The 17,274-nt window shown below is 70.3% G+C and carries 13 protein-coding genes and 1 pseudogene; 4 read left to right on the top strand and 10 right to left on the bottom strand.

What is annotated here, in order from left to right; all coding sequences use genetic code 11:
- Positions 1 to 48: 48 nt before the first annotated feature.
- Genes OHA64_RS26490 through OHA64_RS26455 form a run of 8 tightly spaced genes read right to left on the bottom strand, consistent with a single transcriptional unit; the run spans position 49 to position 9,751 of the window.
- Positions 49 to 1,254: a saccharopine dehydrogenase C-terminal domain-containing protein gene (locus tag OHA64_RS26490; RefSeq protein ID WP_405617222.1), complete on the bottom strand. Its 1,206-nt coding sequence runs from the start codon at positions 1,252 to 1,254 to the stop codon at positions 49 to 51.
- The gene (locus OHA64_RS26485; RefSeq protein WP_405617220.1) at positions 1,244 to 2,308 is read right to left on the bottom strand and encodes a saccharopine dehydrogenase; all 1,065 of its coding nucleotides are present in this window, start codon (positions 2,306 to 2,308) and stop codon (positions 1,244 to 1,246) included. The genes OHA64_RS26490 and OHA64_RS26485 overlap by 11 nt, the downstream gene beginning before the upstream one ends.
- A 50-nt stretch (positions 2,309 to 2,358) precedes the next feature.
- Complete coding sequence (locus tag OHA64_RS26480; RefSeq protein WP_405617218.1) at positions 2,359 to 3,492, bottom strand: cytochrome P450; 1,134 nt, start codon at positions 3,490 to 3,492, stop codon at positions 2,359 to 2,361.
- Positions 3,493 to 3,546: 54 nt separating this feature from the next.
- Positions 3,547 to 4,755 carry an acyl-CoA dehydrogenase family protein gene (locus tag OHA64_RS26475; RefSeq protein ID WP_405617216.1) on the bottom strand — a complete coding sequence of 403 codons (1,209 nt, stop codon included), beginning with the start codon at positions 4,753 to 4,755 and terminating at the stop codon, positions 3,547 to 3,549.
- Positions 4,756 to 4,811: 56 nt separating this feature from the next.
- Positions 4,812 to 7,085 (bottom strand): iron-containing redox enzyme family protein, encoded by a 2,274-nt coding sequence (locus OHA64_RS26470; RefSeq protein WP_405617214.1) that lies wholly within the window; start codon positions 7,083 to 7,085, stop codon positions 4,812 to 4,814.
- Positions 7,082 to 8,053 (bottom strand): 3-oxoacyl-ACP synthase, encoded by a 972-nt coding sequence (locus tag OHA64_RS26465; RefSeq protein WP_405617212.1) that lies wholly within the window; start codon positions 8,051 to 8,053, stop codon positions 7,082 to 7,084. The genes OHA64_RS26470 and OHA64_RS26465 overlap by 4 nt, the downstream gene beginning before the upstream one ends.
- Positions 8,050 to 8,919, bottom strand: coding sequence for an isocitrate lyase/phosphoenolpyruvate mutase family protein (locus OHA64_RS26460; protein ID WP_405617210.1), 870 nt, complete (start codon positions 8,917 to 8,919; stop codon positions 8,050 to 8,052). Before OHA64_RS26460 ends, OHA64_RS26465 begins: the two co-directional genes overlap by 4 nt.
- Positions 8,920 to 8,965: 46 nt before the next feature.
- Positions 8,966 to 9,751 (bottom strand): thioesterase II family protein, encoded by a 786-nt coding sequence (locus tag OHA64_RS26455; protein ID WP_405617207.1) that lies wholly within the window; start codon positions 9,749 to 9,751, stop codon positions 8,966 to 8,968.
- A 482-nt stretch (positions 9,752 to 10,233) separates the two neighbouring features.
- Between OHA64_RS26455 and OHA64_RS26450 the strand changes: the two genes are divergently transcribed.
- Positions 10,234 to 11,088: a LuxR C-terminal-related transcriptional regulator gene (locus tag OHA64_RS26450; protein ID WP_405617205.1), complete on the top strand. Its 855-nt coding sequence runs from the start codon at positions 10,234 to 10,236 to the stop codon at positions 11,086 to 11,088.
- A 148-nt stretch (positions 11,089 to 11,236) separates the two neighbouring features.
- On the opposite strand, the gene OHA64_RS26445 is transcribed toward OHA64_RS26450, so the two are convergent.
- A complete protein-coding gene (locus OHA64_RS26445; RefSeq protein ID WP_405617203.1) occupies positions 11,237 to 12,172 on the bottom strand; it encodes a DMT family transporter in 936 nt (311 codons plus the stop codon).
- A gap of 250 nt (positions 12,173 to 12,422) precedes the next feature.
- Entirely contained in the window at positions 12,423 to 14,636 is a 2,214-nt protein-coding gene (locus OHA64_RS26440) for an alpha-L-fucosidase (protein WP_405617201.1), read from the bottom strand.
- A 202-nt stretch (positions 14,637 to 14,838) separates the two neighbouring features.
- Here OHA64_RS26440 and OHA64_RS26435 point away from each other — a divergent pair, with 202 nt between their 5' ends.
- The 3 genes and pseudogenes from OHA64_RS26435 to OHA64_RS26425 all read left to right on the top strand — a co-directional run.
- On the top strand, positions 14,839 to 15,582 hold the full coding sequence (locus OHA64_RS26435) for a FadR/GntR family transcriptional regulator (protein WP_405617199.1): 744 nt from the start codon (positions 14,839 to 14,841) through the stop codon (positions 15,580 to 15,582).
- A 260-nt stretch (positions 15,583 to 15,842) separates the two neighbouring features.
- The gene (locus OHA64_RS26430) at positions 15,843 to 16,619 is read left to right on the top strand and encodes a hypothetical protein (RefSeq protein ID WP_405617197.1); all 777 of its coding nucleotides are present in this window, start codon (positions 15,843 to 15,845) and stop codon (positions 16,617 to 16,619) included.
- 27 nt (positions 16,620 to 16,646) lie between these two features.
- Positions 16,647 to 16,964: pseudogene (locus OHA64_RS26425) on the top strand (tyrosine-type recombinase/integrase); the annotation flags it as partial.
- Between the last annotated feature and the right edge of the window lie 310 nt (positions 16,965 to 17,274).

The following is a 17,274-nucleotide window of genomic DNA, read 5'->3' as shown; positions in this document are numbered from 1 at the left end:
GCGACCGCCCGGCAGTCGAACGCCGCCGGGCCGTCGGGTGTCCCGCGCTCACACCTCCTCTCCGCCGGGGGTGGAGGCGCCGTCGGTGAATGAGCAGTGCAGCCCGGCCCCGTCCAGGAACTCCAGCCAGCGGGCGGCCTCGTCGGCGGACTCCGCGGCGCGGTTCAGGCCGGCGGGCAACGCCCCGGCCAGCATCCGCGTGATGCCGAAGGCGAGGGGCAGGGACACGCAGCGCGCCATCGCGCTCTCGGTCTCGTCGCCGGTCAGGTCCAGCAGGCAGGATCCCTGAAAGCGCGCGCCGTCGGTGGCACGGACGTCGAGCGCGACGGACAGTACGACGCGGTCGCGGTCGGCGTCGGTGGTGGGATAGCGGGCGGCCAGGTCCTTGGCCAGGGAACGGATCTGCTCCTGGTCGCCGGTGCTCACGGTGGCGAAGACATCGCTCCAGGCCTCGCGCCAGCCCGCGTTGCGCAGGGTGCCGCGGACGAAGGTGCGCAGTCGCCAGCCCTCGGGGACGCCGTACTGGGCCACGAACGGCAGGCTGTCGCGATTGGGGTAGACCTCGAAGTCCTCGCCGCCCAGGCGGTGGGTGCGGGAGGCCTCCCAGGGGCGGGCCACGGTGCGCTCCACGCCCTCGTCGATGTTGCGGGCCGGGGACCCGAGGGCGGCCAGGACTCCGTAGGGCGCCCAGCTGAAGCGGTAGCGGAAGTCGTTGGGAACGGCGGGAATGCCACCGCAGTAGGAGGTGAAGTCGACCGTCTCGGCCGTGTCGCCGACCGCCGCGCGGGCGCGTTCGACGAGCTGGTGGGCCATCAGGTGGTCGATGCCCGGGTCGAGTCCGGCCTCGGTGAGCACCACGACGCCCGCGTCCGCCGCGGCCGCGGCCTGTTCGGTGATCGCGTCGGAGACGTAGCTCGTGCAGGCGAAGTGGGCACGGCGGTCGAGGGCCAGGCGCAACAGGCGAGGGTGTTCGGCGGCGGGCAGCATGGAGACGATCACGTCGCCGGCGCCGACCGCGTCCTCGAGGGCGTCGTCCGTGAGCGCGCGGACCTCGGCGCGGCCGGCCAGGCCGAGTGCGGTCAGGCGGTCGGCGGCGCGTTCGGCGGTGCGGTCCCACAGCACCACGCGCTCGGCACGGTCGCACAACAGGCCGAGGCCGGACGGGCCGGTGGACAGGCCGGTGCCGATCCAGTGGACGGTGCCGCTCGCGGGGGCCGGGGCTGCCGCCTCGGTGGTGTTTGGGCTAACGGGCACGGGTGCTTCCCTTGCTGTTGGTGGCGACCGCGGTCTCGAAGGCCAGCAGCGCGCGCTCCCAGGCCGTGCCGGCGTCGTTCAGGAGCAGCAGCTGGGGGTACAGCTCGGCCGAGAAGGCACGGCTGGACTCCACCGGCAGCAGCGAGGGCAGGTTGTCGATGGCGATGAGGTCGGCCGGCCGTTCGCCTTCGCGCAGCCGCCGGACCGGGTGCTCCCAGTCGGTGATCTCGTCGTAGACCGGCAGGACGTTGCACTCGGAGGTGACGTCGCAGGTGACATCCGAGATGAGGGACAGGCGCCGCCCGGCGTCGTCGAGGTCCGCGGAGGTGAGGAAGGGCGGCACGGGCCGGGTGGTGAGCACGGTGTTGACGAGGATGTCGTGGTCGAGCAGCGCCGTCCGGTCCAGGGCGCGGGTCTCCGCCACGTCCCAGCGGGTGGGGGTGATGCCCGCCGTCTCCAGCGCGTCGCAGGCGCCTCGGCCGCTGCGGCCGAGGGCACCGATCACCAGGGCCCTCTCGTCCGACGGTGATTCCGTGGCGGCGAGCCGGGCGTCCAGCGCGGCCCGGTCCAGCGGCTCCAGCGGGGCTTGGAGCAGCCCGCGGTGGTGGAGCACGGCCAGGGCCGCGCCGACGTACCCGGCCCAGTACCCGAAGGCGGCCAACCGCCGGCCTGCGTCGTCCGTCAGGTATTCCAGGTCCAGCAGCGCTCCGCCGTCGGGCGTGAACCGGTCGAGCAGCTCCCGGGCACCGGTCTGGCCCTTGTAGGCATGGCCGAAGTAGATGTGACGGTGCACCAGGTGCGCCGGTTCGTCGGGCAGTTCCTTCAGGCCCAGGACGAAGTGGTCGCGCGGGGCGTCGGTCCAGCTGCCGGACGGTGCGGTGCGGCAGCCGGCCGCGACGTAGTCCGCGAGGGGGAAGGCACGCTGCGGTGCCTCCTCGACGGTGATCTCGACGCCCTGCGCGACGAGCCGCGCGGCGTCCTCGGGAACGAGCGGTGCCCGGCGCTCACCGGTACGGGACTCGTGCCGCATCCACAAGCGTGGCCTGTCCGACATCGGCTTCGTACTCTCTCTTCGAGGGATTCTGTGCGTGGGTCGTGCGACGGCTAGAGCACCGGAATGCGGGCGTTGGCCAAGGGCCGGTACGTCACCGCGTCCGGCAGCTCCGCCGGGTCGAAGCCTGCCGCGAGCACCTCGCGGACGACCGCGACCGCCACGGTGACGGCCAGCGTCTGACCGGGGCAGCGGTGGGCCGCGGCGCCGAAGGTGAAGACCGCCGGGTCCGGGCGGCCGGGCCGGAAGGCGTGCGGATCGGGGTTGGCGGCCGGGTCGCGGTTGGCGGCGGCGAGGACCACCAGCACCTGGTCGCCCGGGGAGATCTCGGCCTCGCCGTGGCGGAACGCCTCGGCGGCGAAGCGGCGGGTGTTCTGGATCGGCGCGTCGTGGCGTACGACCTCGCGGACGAACGCCTCGGCGTCGGCGAAACCGGAGGGCAGCCGCGCACCACGGGCCAACGCCACCAGGGTGTTGCCGATCAGGCCTGCCGTGGCGTCGTAGGTCTGGGACAGGAAGCCGACCGCGTTGGACAGCAGCGGCGCCGTGCGGGACCAGGAGGCATGGCGCGCGGCCCGTACGAGGTCCCCGAGCAGGCCCGTGCCGTCCTCCCCCCGCTCGATCCCGGGACCCAGCAGCTCCTGGAGCCGGCCGGCCGCGAGCGCCGCGGCCTTCTGCTGCTCGGGGGTGGCGGAGGCTGGGATGCACTGGACGAAGTCGCCGATGAGCCTGGCGGCTTCGGCGTCCGTCCCCTGGCCGAGTCCGCAGAGCGCCGCCACGACCCGGGCGGGCACACCGAACATCAGTTCCTCGAAGGGCGGCCGGCCGCCCGCCGCGAGGACGTCGCGGGTCCGTTCGGCGGCCAGGTGGGCCGCGCGCGCCCTGTCGACGTGCCCGAGGGCGTCGACGACCACGGCCTTCAGGCGGTGCTGCGGTTCGCCGTCGGTCATCCGCACCAGGTCGCCGAAGACGTCGCCGGCCGGGGTCCCGACGATCCCGGCGGGCACCGGCTCGACGGGCGGGCGCACCCGCAGGGCGGTGGCGCCCAGTACGGCTCGTACCGCCGCAGCGTCACACGCCACCCAGGCGCCCACGGCCTCGTCGAACGCCAGCGGACGCTCGGCCACCAGGGTCGCGTAGTAGGGGTACGGATCCGGCTGCCGGACCGCTTCGATCGGGGTGGTCACCCGGGAACTCCTTGTCGACTCGACGGCGGGACTGGGATGGTCACAGATCACAGATCACAGGTCGCGGGCGGCACGGTCGGCACGACGTGTGTCGAGGGTTCCCGCGATCGTCAACCGCATGATCTCCGAGGTGCCCTCGTAGATTCGCAGAGACCGGATCTGCCGGTACAGACGCTCGGTGACGCTGTCCTTGACGACGCCCGAGGCGCCGAGCAGTTGCACGGCGGTGTCGACGATGCGCTGCGCCTCCTCGGTGGCGTGGAGCTTGGCGATGCTGGAGTGGCGGGCGAAGCGGGGGCTGCCGCGGTCGGCCTCCCAGGCGGCCCGGGCCACCAGCAGGGCGGCGGCATTGAGCTGGACGTCCATGTCGGCCAGGGACGCCTTCGTCAGTTGGTGGTCGATGAGCAGGGAACCGCCGACCTGTCGGGTGCGGGCGCGCGCCAGAGCGGTGTCGGCGGCCCGGCGGGCGAAGCCGAGTGCCGCCGCGCCCACGGTCATCCGGAACCGTTCGAGCAGGTCCATGGCGATGACGAAGCCCCGCCCGGGCTTGCCCAGCACGGCCTCGGCCGGCACCCGGCAGTCCTCGAAGGCGAGGTGGGCGAACGAGCGGGGGGCTACCGGGACCGGCCGGCCGCTGACCCGTACCCCGGGGGTGTCGGCGGGCACCAGGAAGGCCGTCAGTCCCAGCGGGCCGGGGCCTTCGCCGGTGCGGGCTATGACGATGTACACGTCGGCGATGGTGCCGTTGGCGATCCACGCCTTGTGCCCGTTGAGGACGTAGCCGCCGTCGTCGGTGCGTTCGGCGGCGAGGCCGACGGCGGCGACGTCGGAGCCCGCCTGTTCCTCCGAGACCGCGAAGGCGCCGACGAGTGAGCCCTGCGCCATGCGCGGCAGGTGGCGGAGCTTCTGGTCGTCGGTTCCGAAGCGGATCAGGGGCGTCGCGGCCAGGGCCTGGATGGAGAAGGCGAAATCGGCCAGGTCCTCCGCGTACGCGAGCGCCTCGCGCATGAGGCAGATGCTGCGGTAGTCGCCGGGTCGGGTCTCAGGATCGGAGCCGGGGTCCAGGAAGGCGAGCCAGCCGTCCTCCCCCAGGTGTCGTACGAGGCGCAGGCCGGCCTTGTCCGGTTCCTCCGCCCGGACCTCGTCCCACAGGGCGGTGCGGTCGTCGCACCAGGTGCCGATGGCGTCGGCGAGGCGACGGTGCCGGTCGTCGTAGAAGGGGAGGCCGAGGATTTCCGGGTCGAAGCTCGTGGTCGGTCCCAAGGTGATTCTCCGTGCTGGAAGGAGGGGCGGAGGGGGCGGTGGTCCTGCACGGAGAGTCAGATGAGCAGGTCGACGTCGTCGGGCTGAACGGTGGGCGCGGACGCCGCCGGTGTCCGCTCCCCCGCCCGCATCCGCTTGACCAGCTGATGCTCGACGAAGTAGGCGAACGAGGCGTAGCCGCGCCAGATGCGGCGCCATTCCTGCTGGACGGCCGCGTCGCCGGAGGTGCGCCGCACGTCGTCGAGGTAGGAGACGATGATGTCGGCCGACTGCCGGGCGTGTCCGGCGGAGAAGTTGTCGATCGACAGATGGGCCTCCTCGTAGGAGATGTCGAGGTTGTGCCGGCGCAGCTTCTGTATCTCGTGGAGCCGCATCTCCCCCAGGCCGAACATCTCGATGCCCAGGTTGTAGCCCAGGATCTCGTTGTAGAGCGTGTCGGGGAAGAGCGACAGGCAGACCTGGTGGATCGAGAACCCGTAGAGGTGGTCGGGGAGGTCGCCCTGCTCGAGGAATTCCGGTTGCCGGATGTGCGGCAGGTGGATGTCCATGCTGGCGAGGACCTGGTGGATGAGCGTGATGTGGTTCTTGGTGACGTCGCCGCGGCCCATTTCGTCGGCGTAGATCCCGAACAGCATGGCGTCGCTCTGCCGGTGGTTGCGGCCGAGGTTGCCGATGCGGTGGGCCCAGCTGCCGTCGATGAGGCTGCCGAGTGCGAAGGTGGTCTGCTCGAAGATGACCTCGTCGCGGTCCGGGATCTCGGTGAGCGGCTGGTAGGGGTCGACCAGCTTGTCCCAGTAGACGCGCTCGACCCGCTCCATGAGCGCCTCGGGCGTGTAGTCGAAGTACTCGGCGTTGGTGAGCCGTCCGCCGGCGCCGTGGGTGAAGAGGATCTCCGCGTCGGTGAGGCCCGCCTCGGCCCGGTCCCGGGCGGTGGCCAGGATGTGGGGGTACTGCTCGACGTTGACGACACGGTGGAACAACCGCCGGTCGTCCAGACCGCTTTCGGCGTCGGCGAGGACGACGTCAGCAAGGTCCTCGGCCGCGGTGCCGCGCAGGGCCCGGGCCCAGCCCTCGGCCCGGTCGTCCCCCGCGGTGTTGGGGGCGAAGTCGAGATCGGCGGGTTCGCCGGCTGCCACGGCGTGCGCCCATGCCGTGAAGGTGGCCGCCTCGCGCTCGTCGAAGATGCCGAACATCGGGCCGCCGAACTTGATGGACTTCAGGAACCGGCAGGTTCCGTCGCGGCCGGGCCTCAGCTGCCGTGAGGCGCGGAACTCGGCGACGAACGCGGCCAGGTCGAGGTCTTCGCCGTCCAGCCAGTCCGACAGCCGCCGGTCGCCCATGCGGACGCTGCGGTGCTGGCGGCCGGCGAACGGCGCGTGACGGGCCACGATCTGCGCGACCCTGGCGTCCAGGGAGAGTCCCTCGTGCCAGGCGGCCAGTTCGGTGAGCAGGGCGGTGTGCTCCCGCTCCAGCCTCAGGACGAGGGCGATCGCGGTGAGCGTGCGGCGGCGGTCCTCGTCCCCGGTCGGGGACCGGTCGGTGAGCGAGAGGTAGTCGGCGAGGACGGTACGGGCCTCGGCCTCCGGCAGGTGCGGCTCGGTGCCCAGGAGCAGATCGTCGACGCCCAGCGCGGCCATGGCGTAGTGCACGCCGACCACTTCGGGCAGGAAGGAGGCCGGCAGCCGGGAGAGCGCGAGGTGGAAGGAGGCGTGCAGGACGGTCAGCGGGCGGGCCGAGGCCTGCCGCAGGAAGTCCGCGGCCTCGATCTCGGGCAGGTGGACGCCCAGTTCGGTCAGGGCCCGCCGGCGCCGGGCCAGCTGCCCACGCTGCGGGATGCCCTCACCTTGTAGGAGGAAGTACTGGCCGAAGAGTCGGTTGACGATGACGGACGGCTGGGTGGCGGCCTGCGAGACGGTGTCGAGCCAGCAGCCGCCGATCAGGGCGAGAGGGGCGCGCTGACGCAGCACGAGCTCGCGTGTCTCGGGGTCGGCCTCGCGCAACGCGACGAGGTCCGGCGCGAGCTCGGCGCGGGTCTGCTGCACCCACGCGGCGACGGCGTCGGCGTCGGCGTCTCCTCGCGGCTGCGACGAGGGCTGCGACGGGGGCTGCGACTCCGACTGCGCGGTGGTGAGGAACGCTTCCAGGGTGCGGCGGGAGACGAGCAGCGTGGTCTCGCTCTCCTGGTCGCCGAGTAACTGCCGGAAGACACCGGCCAGTTCCCCGGCGATGACCGCCGCGGCCTCCTCGGCTGCTTTCGGGCTGAAGTGGAAGGGGGCGCGGGGCAGCGACGTGGTCAGGTCGGGAAGGGGGAATCCGGTGTGTGCGTTCATCGAAGCTCCCGGGTCTCGGTGGCCGCCGCCTCGGTGGTCGGTGCGGTCGGCAGCTTGCGCAGCAGCACGCCGACCCGGACGCCGGGCACGCTTGCCGCCAGCAGGTAGTGGCCGTCGTCCCGCAGGTGTCCGGCCGTGGCCCGGTCCGCGAGGTTGATGAGCGGATCGGCGGCGAAGCAGTGGCCGACGCGGGGGATGTTGTCGAGGAACAACTGCTCTTTGGTGAACCCGGCCTGACGTTCCTTGAGTACGACGATGGGCTTGTACAGGTTGAGGTGCAGGACACCGTCGATGTCGCCGATCTTCATGTCGACGGCGTCGAGGATGCGTTGGTTGACCACGCGGGCGAGGTCCGAGCTGATCTCGTTGGTCCACTCCAGCGCCCGGGGGTCCTGCGCGGACGCCCCGGCCACGATCTCGTAGGAGTCCGGGCCCTGGGGAACGTCGCTCACCAGGGCCGCCGCGGCGCCGTCGCTGAACAGCGCGAAGTTCTCCATCCGCACGGCTTCGTCGGAGATCCGGTCGGTGGTGACGACCAGCACCGTGCGGTGGTGTCCGGCGGCCACGAGCGCCTGTGCGGTGCGCAGGCCCACCAGGAGGTTGGTGCAGCGGTTGAGGGTGATGCCGGTGAACGCGGCGTTGTCCAGGCCGAGTCCGGACATCACGGTCTCCATGAACTTGCCGTGGGTACGCGGGCCGCCGGGGAAACGGGTGGAACACAGCACGAGGCAGTCGACGGACGAGGGGGCGGTCCCGGCGGCGTCCAGCGTCGCCAGACCGCTGCGCACGGCCAGGGTCTCCAGGCTCTGGTTCGTGAGCCGGACGCTGCCCCAGCCCCACAGCGACGCCTTGGGAGGCATGCCGAACTCCCGGGCCTTGCGGGGCAGGTCCTTGACCGAGGTGTGGTCGGCCTCGGTTTCGCCGATGACGTAGCGGGGGGCGGACAGATATACCTGTGCGACATTCACGGTGCGGGATCACTCTCCGGGTCGGCCGGTCGGGCCGGCGCCATCATCGCGTTGGCGTCGGGATACGGGACGGCTTCGGCCCCGAACCTGAAGGTGCCGAGGTCACGGATCTCCGTCGCCGCGCGGACGACCGCTCCGAGCGCGGCCCGGGACAGCGCCGAGCCGACGCTGATCCGTCGCACACCCAGGGCGCCCAGCTCGGCCACGGTCAGCGGCAGTGCGGGTGAACCCATCAGGACGTTGACGGGGCGTTCGACGGAGGAGCACACGGCGCGGATCGCGTCGGCGTCCGGCAGCGCGGGCGCGTAGAGCACATCGGCGCCGGCCTCCTCGTACGCCTTCAGCCGGCGGATGGTGTCCGGCAGATCGGGCCTGCCCTGGAAGAAGTTCTCGGCCCGCGCGGTCACCGTGAACGGGAAGTCGAGCTCCCTGGCGGCGGCGACGGCGGCGGCCACCCGCTCGACGGCCTCCTCAAGGGGGCGTACGGGGTCATCGGCGCGGCCGGTGGAGTCCTCGATCGAGCCGCCGACCAGGCCCGCGGCGGCGGCGCGCCGGATGGTCTCTGCGACCTCCTCGGGCGTGTCACCGAATCCGCTCTCCAGGTCCGCCGTCACCGGCAGGGTGGTCGCGGCGACGATCGACCTGGCGTTGTCGAGGATGTTCTCGCGAGTGAGGGAGCCGTCGGGCAGGCCGCAGGTGTGGGCCAGGCCCGCGCCGGTGGTGGCGAGCGCGGGGAAGCCGAGCCCCGTGAGGACGCGCGCGGTGCCCGCGTCCCACGGGTTGGGGACGACGAAGGGGTCGGGTCCTTCATGGAGCTTGTGGAAGGTGACGGCCCGTCGGTACTGGTCGGTGGCGGACTGGCTCATGGTCGTTCCCCTCTGCGGTGCTCGTGAGGCAGGTGTGAGGCACTGCTCAGATAACCTCAACATGCGTGCCGCCAGGCGGATTCGCGCCACGATCGGCGCTCAGGAGCGACCGGAGGACATCGGTGACGGCGTCGGGCCTGCCGTCGAAGTAGAAGTGGCCGCCGTCGACCCAGTGCTGGGCCGGCTCGTCGGCGCATTCGCGCGCCCACGGTTCGAGACCGGCCTCCTTCACGTGCGGGTCGTCGACTCCGTTGATGAGGGTGACGGGCACGGACAGCGGGGCGCCCGGGCGGTAGGCGTACTGGGCGACCATGCGGAAGTCGGCCTTCAGATGCGGCAGCAACAGCTCCTGCAGAGCCTCGTCGGCGACCACTTCCGGCGGCAGCCCGCCGAAGAAGCCCACCGCCTCGGTGAACGCGCGGCCCTTGAGGCGTGCGGTCTCCACCACGCGTCGGCTGGGCAGCAACGCGGGCGCCGAGCACCCGGAGGCGACCAGGTGGCGGCAGTCGGGCAGGCCGCCGACACGGCGTGCGACCTCGAAGGCCAGGACCGCGCCGAAGCTGTGTCCGAAGAGGACGAAGGGACGGTCGGCGGTGGCGACGATGGCGGCGGCCACACCGTCGGCGAGCTCCATCACGTCGGTGGCGGAGGGCTCTTGGTATCTGGGGCCACGGCCCGGCGGGCAGACTGCGACGATCTCGGCGTCGTCCCCCAGCCCCCGCTGCCAGCCGAGGAACGAGCGCGGGTTTCCGCCCGCGTGGGGGAAGCAGTAGATGCGGGCCTCACGCTCGGACGATGCCGGGTCACGCAAAAACCACGGAGAAGAACTCACAGGGATTTTACCGATCTCTCGCGCCTTGGAGCGGTCAGGCAGCCGACCGGGGACCGGCCACATTCCAGCCGACGTCGCCGAACGTGGCGGCTTCGGCCACGTGCCGGGAGTCCGAGTGCGGGAGCGCGCAGAGCCCGAGTGCTCCGGCCAGCACACCGGTAGCGACAGCGAATCCGATGCGGACTGCGAACGAAGACCGTCCGGGCGTACGGGAGGGTAAAGAAAACGAGAACATGTGCCCTTGCCTCTCTTGCCAAACGTGCCCGCAGGAATTATGGAGAATTCCCAGAGGGTGGCAAGGCGGCTCGCCCGGCACCAACCACTGAGGCGACCTGCGGCTCAAACTGATCACCTGGCTTCAGCTTTCCTTGCCCCGAGCCAGGACTGAAGATTTATGATGGCTCAGGTTTCCGCACCGCCGAAAGCCGAGGGATCCATTTCAGTGGAAAATCGTTGATAACGGACACCCGGGGGGTAAGATCATGATGTCAACCGAGCATCCAAATGGGGACACATCGGAGCGATTCGGGATTGAAGCGGCCACACCGCAGGAAGGGCCGGAGGGCGCACTGCGAGCCATTGCCGAACAGTTGGAATCACTGTCTCGACTGACCACTGGCCGCCTCATTGACATCGGCAGAACCAAGGAGTCAATGCGTGCGTCGATTTCCGAGGAATCCCGCATCTCATACCTCCACGGGCTGGACGCGATCAGCTCCGCCATCGAGGACGCACTCAACAGTGCGCAGCGGGAAATACTGACCGCGCAGCCCGATGGCCCCCGCCCCGGCCAGGTTCTGGACGACGCCCTGGAATCCGTACGGCGCCACATCGAGGCCGGGGTCGCCATGCGCACGCTCTATCAGCACACGACGCGTTTCGATGAGGCGACGAAGAACTACGTGCGGACGGTCACCGATTACGGGGTGAGAGTGCGAACCCTGGCGGAATTCTTCGACCGTCTCATCATCATCGACGACTCAGTGGCGTTCATTTCCGCCAACGAGAGCCGAACCGTGGGACTGGCGGTCAGGGAGCCGGCGATCGTGCGCTTCCTCAAGGACATCTTCGAACGCTCCTGGGACCGCGCGAAGTCCTTCCCGTTCGTTCCCCTGCACGCCGCGAAGGCGGCCGACGACGTCATCCCGTCGCTGCGCGAGTCGATCAGCGGACTCCTCATCGGCGGCTACTCCGACAAGCGGATCGCGCGCCGCCTCGGTATCAGCGAACGGTCGCTGCAGGGCCATATCGCGGCGATGAAGCAGCAGTTGGGGGCGAACACCCGGCTGCAGCTCGGCTATCTGCTGGGCAGGGACGAGACCACGCTCGTGCTGTGACCGCCCTGCGGTGAGCACCACGAGGCGAGCGCCCCCGGAGGACGGGGGTAGTCCCGGGAGCGCTCGCGCCCGTGCGGGGAAGGCGTGGGCGAGGAAGACGTGGGCAGGGACCGCCCACGCCCTGCGCTGCGCTGCGCTGCGCCCAGGTTCAGCGCGTCGGCTCCACCGAGGAAGCCGGAGTGTCGTCCGGTACCGGCGGGGCGGCCGGCGGCACCTGAGAGGCGCGGCCGGGGCGCAGCCGGGAAACGGCCACGCCGCCCAGGCAGATGGCGCCGCCCAGGAGCGTGACCCAGCCGGGCACTTCCTCCAGGGCGATCCAGGAAATGAGGATGACGATCGCCGGCACCGCGTACGTGGTCGCGCCCAGCCGGCCCGCGGTGGTCCGCGACAGCGCGTAGGCCCAGGTGCTGAACGCCAGGGCGGTCGGGAACAAGCCGAGATAGACGACATTGAGGATCGCCGAGGTCGGCGCCGTGGACAGATCCGAGACCAGCTGCCCGCTGAACGGCAGGCACGCGACGGTCCCGATGAGGCATCCGAACGTCGTCACCTGCATCGGGGTGGCATGCCGCAGCGCGGGCTTCTGCGACACCACTCCGGCCCCGTAGGCGAGGGCCGCCAGCAGACACAGCACCACGCCCAGCACCGATGACGAACCACCGCCGGACGTGGAGAAGCCCACCACGACCGCACCCACGAACGACACTCCCATGCCGGCGAGCAGCAGGGGCGGGAACCCTTCCTTGAGCAGCCAGCCACCCAACAGCGCGATCACCATGGGGCCGATGTTGACGACCATGGCGGCGGTGCCGGCGTCGACTTTCTGCTCGCCCCAGTTCAACGCCACCATGTAGCACCCGAACCAGAGCACTCCGGACAATATGATCCCGGGCCATGCCTTACGCGGCGGTATACCGCCCCGCTTGACCAGGAGAACGCACAGCAACGCGACGGAGCCCGTCGCAAGGCGCCCGAGGGCCAGGGCGCCGGGTCCGAAATAGTCCGCCGACGCACGAATGGACACAAATGCCGAAGCCCATAAGAAGACCGTGACCGAGGCGGCAAGCAGGGCGCCGCGGTCCATTTCGGAACGCTCACTCAATGGATTCATGCGAGCGATCTAACCATGTGTAGGTGCCAGCAAACGGATCGTCGCCAGATGTCTCGGGCCAGCACTCCCCGCCTCCTTCGCCAGTGCAATCCCCAGGTCACCACCCATGCCGACGCCTTCAGACCAGCCCGGACCTCATCGCGGCGTGCCGACGCCTTCAGACCAGCCGGCGCCTCATCGCGGCGAGCCGTCGCGTCCGCATCCGCATCCGCATCCGCATCCGTCAGATCTTCGTGAGGGTCCACAGCAGGTTGGTACTGATGTCCCAGGTCCACTGCTTGGTGACGGAGCCGGAGGAGACGTTGCCGCCGCCGTCCAGGACGAGACCCGTGGTGCGGTTGGCGAGGGAGTAGCGGCCGTCGCCGCGGTGAGTGATCAGCCACTGCTGGTTGGTGCTTCCGGTCCACGCCTGCTGCCTGGCCGGGGCGCCGTCGCTCGTGGCGCCCCAGCCGTCGGCGACGAGGCCGTTGCCGCGGTTCTCCAGCCTGTGGTAGCCGTTGCCGAGGTCGACGGCGTGCCACTGCAGGTTGGCCGAGCCGTCCCAGGTCCTCTGTTTCAGGTCGGCACCGGCGGGGACGTCGCCGCCGTCCAGGGCCAGGCCGTTGGTGACATTGGTGACGCGGAAGTTCGCGGCCGGGTCGAACACGACCTTCAGGGAGGTGATCCTGCTCCCGATCCTGGCGTCGTCGACGGTGAAGGTCCACGACGTGCCGGTGAAGTCGTCGCCGGAGTAGCCGACGACCTGGTACCCCGGGGCCAGCCGCAGCGAGGAGAGCGTGCGCGGCGGGATTCCGGCGAGGGAGAGCTGTTCGGCGGTGTAGCCGCCGACGGCCAACACGGCGCTGTCACCCGCGTAGTTGGCGCCCTGGTGGGCCACGGCACCGACAAGGGGCCGCAGCGCGGGGATCCGGCCGGAGAAGCGGAGCTTGAGGACGTACGCGGGCGCGTCGAACGGCGCCGTGGACGGCAGGGCCACCTTCAGCCCCGTCGCGTCCTGGGCCGGGGCGGGGAGGTCGATGTACTCGCCGGCGGTCGCGCCGAGCAGTTTCACCGAGGACAGCGAGGCCAGATCGATCCGTTCGGAACCGAGCGTCTCGATCGTGAGTGAACTGCCGGGCCAGCCGAGGGCCGTGGCGTACAGGACCGTGTCCCGCTTGTTGCGGGTGAAGCGGATGTCCCGCGCGGTGCCGGCCGTGGGACGGGTGAAGGAACCGCCGCCCATCTTCGTCGGGCCCTCGCCGTACGCGGTCCACGCCCGGGTGTCGTAGATCGACTCGCCGTGGCGCTTCAGGTAGTCGCCGATGGCGAGGAGGAGGTCGCGCTGGCCCTGCGGGATGGTGCCGTCGGCCTTCGGCGCGATGTTGAGCAGCATGTTGCCGTTCTTGCTGACCCGGTCGATCAGCGAGTGCAGCATCTGCGTGAGCGAGTAGTAGCCGATGCCCTCGGTGTAGCACCAGCTGGAGTTGGAGATGCTGTCGTCGGTCAGCCAGTACGGCGCGGTGAGGTCGGCCGGTCCGCCCCGCTCGTAGTCGAAGACCTCACCGTGGGGGTCGAGCCCGTCCTTGTAGGTGGCGACGACTTCCTTGCCCCACTTGTTCGCCTGGTTGTAGTAGTACGCCAGGAAGTTCAGCCGCTGTGTCTCGTCGACGTGGTCAAGTCGCCAGTCCTGCCACAGGATGTCCGGCCGGGCCCGGTCGACGACCTCCTTGAGCTTGTCGAACCACAGCTGGTTCTCCTTGGCCGAACTCAGCTGGCCGTACAGCTTCTTCAGGCTCGGGTCGGACTGAGCGGGCGCGTACTCGTAGTAGCCGGTGTAGTTGTACGCGTGGTGCATCGCCACCAGCAGCTTGAGGTTCCGGGCGCGGATGGCGTCGGTGAACAGGTGGAGCAGGTCGAGCCGCGGCCCCTTCGCCACGGAGTTCCACTCGTTGACCTTGCTGTCCCACATCGAGTAGCCGTCGTGGTGCTCGGCGACCGGACCGGCGAACCGTGCGCCGGCGTCGACGAAGAGCTGCGCCCACTCGTCGGGGTCGAAGGCGCCGCCGGCCGACTTGAGCTTCGGCGCGAACTCCACGTGGTTCCCGGCCAGGTCGTCCGCGCCGTTGATGAAGTTGTGCAACGGCCAGTCGGCGGGGTTGCCGTACGTGGCGATGTGGTGCTTGTTCGCCTTGCTGTCCGGCTCGTACATGTTCCGCGGGTACCACTCGCTGTCGTACGCGGGCACACTGAACACGCCCCAGTGGAAGTAGATGCCGAACTTGGCGTCGCGGAACCACTCGGGCGCCGCCGGGTGCCGGTTCACGGAGTCCCAGGAGGGCGTGTAGGTGCGCGGGGCCGCCAGGGCACTGCCGCCTGCGAACACGTCGGTGACCATCGCGGCCGCCACGACGGACGTGGCACCGGCCAGTAACCTGCGCCTGCTGATCGATTGCGACACTGCGGGAACCTCCGGCAACGCGGTACTCATGGGACGTGAGCGCCTGGTGTTACGCACGAAGGTCAGGCATGGAACCCTTCACTGTCAACGGGCGTGCAGGGATGAATAACCTTGCCGAGACAGGCGAGATGGGCGATTTGATGCGCGAGAGTACTGTTCGTACAGGAGTAGACATCACATGTCTTCCGGAGAGAGGTCCCCTTTGTCCCTGACAGACAAAGCAATCGAGCAGATCCGCGAGCTCATTCGCTCGGGCGCGCTGCCGCCGGGCTCCAAGCTGCCTCCGGAGCAGGACCTGGCCGCGCAGTTGGGGCTGTCGCGCAATCTGGCGCGGGAGGCGGTCAAGGCGCTGGCCGTCGCCCGGGTGCTGGAGGTCAGACGGGGGGACGGCACCTATGTGACCAGCCTGCAGCCGAGTCTGCTGCTGGAGGGTCTCGGGGGTGCGGTGGACCTGCTGCAGGGCGACGCGGGTGCCCTGCTGGACCTGATGGAGGTCAGGCGGCTGCTCGAGCCGGTCGCCACCGCGCTGGCCGCCACCCGGATCTCCGACGAGGGCCTGGCCGAGGCGAAGCGGCACCTGGACGCCATGCGGGAGGCCCGCGACGATGTCGAGCAACTCAACGCGCACGACGCGGCGTTCCACCGCGCGGTGGTCGCCGCCACGGGCAACGAGTCACTGGTCACGCTCCTGGAGGGCGTCTCGGGCCGCACCCTGAGGGCCCGCATCTGGCGCGGCCTGGTCGACGGCCAGGCCGCGGGGCGCACCCTCGCGGAACACGAGGCGATCTTCGCGGCCCTGTCCCGCCGCGACGCCGCACTCAGCCAGGCCGCCGCGCTGCTGCACGTCAGCAACACCGAGCAGTGGCTGCGGGACCACCTGGAGGGCACGCCGGTCGCCTCCGAGACGCCGGTGAAGACCGGCGGGGAGGGGGGCGGGCAGGTGTGACGCGCTGTCGCTCGGCGATGCGTCTCGGAGTGGGACCTTGCCGTGCAACCTCCCCGATCGGGCCGACGACGGTTCCGGCCAGGATCGCCGCCACGACGGTGAGCGGGGTCGCCGGCCCGCTGTCCCCTGGCCCAGACCGAGCGCATCCTCACCCACGGACCCCGGCGCCCCGGTGACGCACGAGGACATCGTGAACGGCAGGATTCCCGCCAAGGACGGCCGCTGCCAGCCTCCGGCGGTACAGATCAGATGAGGCAGTGATGACGACGAAACTGAAGTTCGACGGCGGCTGGTCCGCGACGGTGACGGACGAGCCGCTCGGCCTCGTTCCCCGTCTCCTCGGTACTTTCCTGATCGTCTCCCCCTATGCGGACCGGGTGGAACGAGAGAAGTTCCTCGCGGACACGTTCGGCAGCCAGGACCTGCTGTGGGACCTCCCCGACGTTTTCCGCTTCGCCCCGGACGACCGACGGCTGGTCGGGGCTGAGTTCCGGATTCCAGAAGTGTCCGCCTCGGCCGAGGACTCGGCCCGCCTTCCCGTCACGCCCGAAGTACGCCCGGGCGGGCTCCGCGCGGACGAGGTCAAGCACTTCCGACACGAGATGTGCACGGTGCTGTGCCGCGCTCCCGGGGACGCCGTGCTGACCTGTCTCCGCGACCTCGACGTCCTCGACGAGCCGCTGGAGGCCCGCGTCGGCATCGCCCCCGACGTGACGCTCCTCGTCCAGCACGGCACCGTCGTCGGCTGGAGCCTCACCTACCCCGCGCGCTACCTGACCGCCACGTACGCCGCCCCCTCCCCAGACCCGCCGTCCCCCGCCACCCGGCAGCTGCTCAGCGAATGCCTGGACCTCGTCACCCAGCCGGTGATCTTCGACGTGGAGGACGGCGAGCCGGCCGCCCTGTCCCGGCTCCGGGCGCTCGACGAGGCCCTGCGCAGCCAGCGCGAGGACCGACACCGAGCCGACGCCCTGCTTGCGCTCATCAGTAACCTGGTCGAGGACTACGCCGACGGGCCGACCGGGCAGAAGCCGTGACCGCCGGCCTGCCCCGCCCATGGCAAGGAGTTCAAGGAACTACTCAAGGAGGCTGGTATCGATGACCGCCGCCTGTACGACGGGAGCCGCCACACCGCCGGGACGATCCTGAACGAGTTGGGCGTCGACATGCCCACGATCATGGAGATCCTGCGGCATACGCAGATCAGTCAGACCCGGCGGTACGTCAAGGGCCGGTCCCACCTGTCGAAGGAAGCCATGCGGCGGATGGGCGAGTTCTTCGTGCCTCCGCCCTCGACCCCGATTCCCGCCCCCACTGAGACCAGAAGTGAGACCGCCGACACCCGCGCGGTCCGTGCCCGGCGTCGCCGCCGCATCCAGTAAGAGCAAAAGCCCCAGGTCACGGCGAGTGAGTCCTGAGGCTTCCACAGAGCCGCCTTCGGGATTCGAACCCGAGACCTACGCATTACGAGACCGTGAGCGTTCGTGTTGCGTGGTGTTCCGTCGTGCTGCCCAGTGACGTTTTTCCTGATCAGAGCATATGCGGCAGGTTGACCCGTGCCACCCCGTGATGCCCTGTCCAAAGGCGTCTGTCCACCGGCTGTCCACCGGCGGAATTGCTGAAGAGCCGCCGGGAAGAACGCTCCGAGCACGCGAACCTAGCTGCCCAGAGGGCTAGCAGGACAACCAGGAG

Source organism: Streptomyces sp. NBC_00076, assembly GCF_045041235.1.
Classification (GTDB): Bacteria; Actinomycetota; Actinomycetes; order Streptomycetales; family Streptomycetaceae; genus Streptomyces.
This window is presented reverse-complemented; position numbering and strand designations above follow the sequence as displayed.

Excerpts from the sequence above, each read along its gene's own strand:
- OHA64_RS26485 (WP_405617220.1), bottom strand. The coding sequence starts at position 2,308 with ATGTCGGACAGGCCACGCTTGTGGATGCGGCACGAGTCCCGTACCGGT.
- OHA64_RS26470 (WP_405617214.1), bottom strand. The coding sequence starts at position 7,085 with ATGAACGCACACACCGGATTCCCCCTTCCCGACCTGACCACGTCGCTG.
- OHA64_RS26460 (WP_405617210.1), bottom strand. The coding sequence starts at position 8,919 with ATGAGCCAGTCCGCCACCGACCAGTACCGACGGGCCGTCACCTTCCAC.
- OHA64_RS26450 (WP_405617205.1), top strand. The coding sequence starts at position 10,234 with ATGATGTCAACCGAGCATCCAAATGGGGACACATCGGAGCGATTCGGG.
- OHA64_RS26445 (WP_405617203.1), bottom strand. The coding sequence starts at position 12,172 with ATGGACCGCGGCGCCCTGCTTGCCGCCTCGGTCACGGTCTTCTTATGG.
- OHA64_RS26430 (WP_405617197.1), top strand. The coding sequence starts at position 15,843 with ATGACGACGAAACTGAAGTTCGACGGCGGCTGGTCCGCGACGGTGACG.